The 4,354-nt window shown below is 72.8% G+C and carries 3 protein-coding genes; 2 read left to right on the top strand and 1 reads right to left on the bottom strand.

Going from position 1 to position 4,354, the window contains the following annotated elements; genetic code table 11:
- Positions 1–200: 200 nt before the first annotated feature.
- Positions 201–2,744: a leucine--tRNA ligase gene (gene leuS, locus NWP09_RS12020; protein WP_258275739.1), complete on the bottom strand. Its 2,544-nt coding sequence runs from the start codon at positions 2,742–2,744 to the stop codon at positions 201–203.
- Positions 2,745–2,858: 114 nt separating this feature from the next.
- Between leuS and NWP09_RS12015 the strand changes: the two genes are divergently transcribed.
- Both NWP09_RS12015 and NWP09_RS12010 read left to right on the top strand, forming a co-directional pair.
- Entirely contained in the window at positions 2,859–3,338 is a 480-nt protein-coding gene (locus NWP09_RS12015) for an SRPBCC domain-containing protein (RefSeq protein ID WP_258275738.1), read from the top strand.
- Between the two features lie 82 nt (positions 3,339–3,420).
- Complete coding sequence (locus tag NWP09_RS12010; protein ID WP_258275737.1) at positions 3,421–4,347, top strand: SRPBCC domain-containing protein; 927 nt, start codon at positions 3,421–3,423, stop codon at positions 4,345–4,347.
- Positions 4,348–4,354: the final 7 nt, after the last annotated feature.

The following is a 4,354-nucleotide window of genomic DNA, read 5'->3' as shown; positions in this document are numbered from 1 at the left end:
GTCTGCTGAGGACGCCACACGGCCCGCTCCGGCCCCCGCGCCCAGCCGCCAGCGCCCATCCGTACCGGCCATGGCGAGCACGGTAGGGCGGATGCTCGCGCCCGGGTGCCGTCGGCTGCACCGGCTGTGGACGGCGGCCGCCGCGCGCGCTCGCTCAGCGCCCGGCGGACCGAGCGCGCCTCAGCGGCCTCCGCCGAGGCTCACCCGACGACGAAGTTCACGAGCTTCGGCGCCCGCACGATCGCCTTCCGCAGCGTCGCGTCGCCGATCGCCCGCGCGACGCCCGGCAGCTCGCGCGCGAGGCGCTCGAGCTCGGCGTCGACGATGTCGACCGGCACGTCGACCCGGTCCCGCACCTTGCCGTTGACCTGCACGACCGCGGTCGTCGTCTGCTCGACGAGCAGCGACCGATCGGCCTTGCGCCAGCCCGCGTTCGCGACCGACGGCTCGTGACCGAGGTTCGCCCACATGTCCTCGGCCGTGTAGGGCGCGAAGAGCGACAGGCCGAGCGCGATCGTCTCGACCGCCTCGCGCACCGCGGGGTCCGCGGCGCCCGGGCCCGAGTCGACGGCCTTCCGCGTCGCGTTCGTCAGCTCCATGAGCCGCGCGACGACCACGTTGAACTTGAGCGCCTCCACGAGGCCCGGCGCATCCGCCAGGAACCGGTGGGTCTCGCGCCGCAGCCCGCGGTCGCCGGCCTTCGGGTCGGCGCCGACCTTCGCGAGCGGCTCCTTCGAGAGCCGCCACGCGCGCGCGAGGAACTTCTGCGCGCCGGTCGGGCTCACGTCGCGCCAGTCGATGTCGTCCTCGGGCGGGCCGGCGAAGCTCATCGCGAGCCGCACGGCGTCGACGCCGTGGCGCTCGAGCTCGTCGGAGAGCTCGACGAGGTTGCCCTTCGACTTCGACATCTTGCCGCCGTCGAGGATGACCATGCCCTGGTTGAGCAGCGACTCGAACGGCTCGGTGAAGGGCACGTGGCCCATGTCGAAGAGCACCTTCGTGATGAAGCGCGCGTAGAGCAGGTGCAGGATCGCGTGCTCGACGCCGCCGACGTAGCGGTCGACTGGCGCCCAGCGCTCGACCTGCGACTTGTCGAACGGCTGGGTGTCGTCGTTCGGGCTGAGGAACCGCAGGTAGTACCACGACGAGTCGACGAACGTGTCCATCGTGTCGGCGTCGCGGCGCGCGGGGCTGCCGTCGATCGGCGAGGGCACGTTCACCCACTCCTCGGCGGCGCCGAGCGGGCTCGTGCCCTTCGGCGACAGGTCGAGGCCGTGCGAGTCGGGCAGCGTGACGGGCAGCTGCTCGAACGGCACGGGCACCTCCTGCCCGTCGGCGGTGTGGATGATGGGGATGGGCGTGCCCCAGTAGCGCTGCCGGCTCACGAGCCAGTCGCGCAGCCGGAACGACTTCGCGGCGCGGCCGACGCCCTCGCGCTCGAGCAGCTGGATCATGCGGCCGATCGCGTGCTGCTTCGAGAGCCCGTCGAGCTCGCCCGAGTTGATGATGCGGCCGTCTCCCGTGAGCGCGACGCCGGTCTTCCTCGGGTCGAGCTCGGGCACGTCGTCCGGCAGCACCGCGTTGCCGTGCTCGTCGAGCGGGATGGCCGGCATGACGCCCGTGACCGGGGCGTTCGTGTCGACGACGACCTTGACGGGCAGGTCGAAGGCGAGCGCGAAGTCGAGGTCGCGCTGGTCGTGCGCGGGCACGGCCATCACCGCGCCGTGGCCGTAGTCGGCGAGCACGTAGTCGGCGGCCCACACGGGCAGCCGCTCGCCCGTGAGCGGGTGGATCGCGAAGCGGCCGAGGTCGACGCCGGTCTTGGGGCGCTCGGTGCTCTGCCGGTCGATCTCGGTCATGCGGCCGACGGTGTCGAGGTAGTCCTGGAACCGCATCCGCACCTCCGGCGAGGCGCCGGCGGCGAGCTCGGCGGCGAGGTCGGAGTCGGGCGCGACGACCATGAACGTCGCGCCGTAGAGGGTGTCGGGGCGGGTCGTGAAGACCGGCACGCGCGAGTGGTGGCCCTCGATCTCGAACTCGACCTCGGCGCCCTCGGAGCGGCCGATCCAGTTGCGCTGCATGCGCAGCACCTTCTCGGGCCAGCGGCCCTCGAGCTGGTTGAGGTCGTCGAGCAGCCGGTCGGCGTAGTCGGTGATCTTGAAGTACCACTGGGTGAGCTTCTTCTTCACCACCGGGGTGTCGCAGCGCTCGCACAGGCCGCCGATGACCTGCTCGTTCGCGAGCACCGTCTGGTCCTTGGGGCACCAGTTGACGTTCGAGGGCTTCCGGTAGGCGAGGCCCGCCTTGTACATCTCGAGGAACAGCCACTGGTTCCACTTGTAGTAGCTGGGGTCGGAGGTGTGGAGGATGCGGTCCCAGTCGAACGCGGTCGCGTAGAGCCGCATCGAGCGCTTGTGCTGCTCGATGTTCGCCTCGGTCCACTCCTTCGGGTCGGCGCCGCGCTTGATCGCGGCGTTCTCGGCCGGCAGGCCGAACGAGTCCCAGCCGATGGGGTGGAGCACGTTGAAGCCCTGCTGCCGCCAGTAGCGCGCGAGCACGTCGCCGTAGGCGTACGACTCCGCGTGGCCCATGTGGAGGTCGCCCGAGGGGTAGGGGAACATGTCGAGCACGTACTTGCGCGGCCGGGTGTCGGTCTCGTCGTCCGTCGCGAAGGGGCGCAGGCGGTCCCACACCGGCAGCCATCGCTGCTGGATGCGGGCGAAGTCGTAGGTCTCGTCAGTCACGTGGGGCTCCTGGGTGGCGTCGGCCGGAAGCGGCGCGACGGCTTCCCAGTCTACGGGCGGTCGCGCGGCCCTGCCGCGTGGCACAATCGGGAGCACCCGGAGGGAGGCTCAAGGGTGCCCGAGTTCGAGAACCCGCCCGCGACGGTCGATGTCCCAGGCGCCCGCGTCACGCGCATCGTCGCCGTCGACGCCGCGCGGCACACCGTGTGGCGCTGCCTGACGGAGCCCGAGCTGCTCGCGCGCTGGCTCGGGGACATCGCCGCCTTCCCCGAGGGCGTCGCGGTGGGCGCGACGGGCCGCTTCGCGTGGACTGGCGAGGTCGTGCTCGCCGCGCGCGTCACCGCCCTCGAGCCTGAGTCGCGCGTGGAGTTCGACTGGGCAGAGGGGATCCTGTCGGACCGCGCCTCGACGGTCGAGCTGACGCTGCGCGACATCGACGGCTCGACGCAGGTGCACCTCGTCGAGTCGGGCTTCCCCCTCGAGGGCGACGACGCGGCCAAGCGGGAGTCGCTGCGGGCGCTCGCCGCGGGCTGGACGGTCGAGCTCGACGAGCTCGTCGAGCTCGCCGAGCAGCTCGAGGCGGCATCGATCTGAGCAAACTGGCGCAACCGGCGGGTTGCGCGTGTCGCTCGCGCCTCCTATCGTGACCTGCAACCGAACGATTGCAGGAGGAGCCATGCACGAGCCCGAGGCCGTCGTCGACGAGGCAGGCGCCCGCGTCACCCGCACGATCGAGGTGCGCGCGCCCATCGGGGTCGTCTGGGAGGCGCTCACCGACCCGCGCGAGCTCGCCGCGTGGTTCGGCGACACCGCGACCTTCCCCGACGGCACCGGCGCCGGCGCATCCGGGACCTTCGGGTGGAGCGACCACGGCGACTTCCCCGCGCGCGTCGAGCGGGCCGAGCCGCCGCACGTGTGGGCGTTCCGGTGGGGCACGCCCGGCGAGCCGCTCCGCGACGACAACAGCACCCTCGCGACGTTCACGCTCGAGGAGACCGGCTCCGGCACCCGGCTCACCGTCGTCGAGACCGGCTTCGAGCGGCTCGGGGACGCCGCCGCGGTGCGGGCGGCGCTCGAGGACAACCGGGAGGGCTGGACCTCCGAGCTCGACGAGCTCGTCGCGCTCGTCGCCCGCCGCTGGACGCCGTCGGCGGTCGATCCGGTCGGCGGCACCATCACGCGCTCCCTCGACATCCCCGCACCGCGAGCGCTCGTGTGGCAGCACCTCACCGACCCCGCCTCGATCGAGCGGTGGTGGGGGCACCCGGCCGACTTCCCGGGCGGCATGCGCGCGGGCGTCACGGGCACGTTCGAGCACGAGGGGCGCCGCTGGCCGATCGCGCTCCGCATCGTGCGGCCCGAGTCGACGCTCGCGTTCCGCTGGGGCGACTTCGACGAGCCCGAGCCCGGCCCGACCGCGTGCGACGTGCGCTTCGACCTCGAGTCGCTCGAGCACGGCGGCACGCGCGTCACGGTCGTCGAGTCGGGGTGGATGCGCGTGCCCGCCGAGGAGCGCGACGAGCGGATGCAGGGCAACGCGGGCGGCTGGGAGCTCGCGCTCGACGGCCTGCGGCGGCACGTGCTGGCCGCGGCGCGAGCGTGACCGGCGC

It is taken from the genome of Agrococcus sp. HG114 (genome assembly GCF_024723325.1).
In the GTDB taxonomy this organism is placed as follows: Bacteria; Actinomycetota; Actinomycetes; order Actinomycetales; family Microbacteriaceae; genus Agrococcus.
The sequence above is the reverse complement of the archived record's forward strand: the minus strand, read 5'-3'. Positions and strand labels throughout refer to the sequence as shown.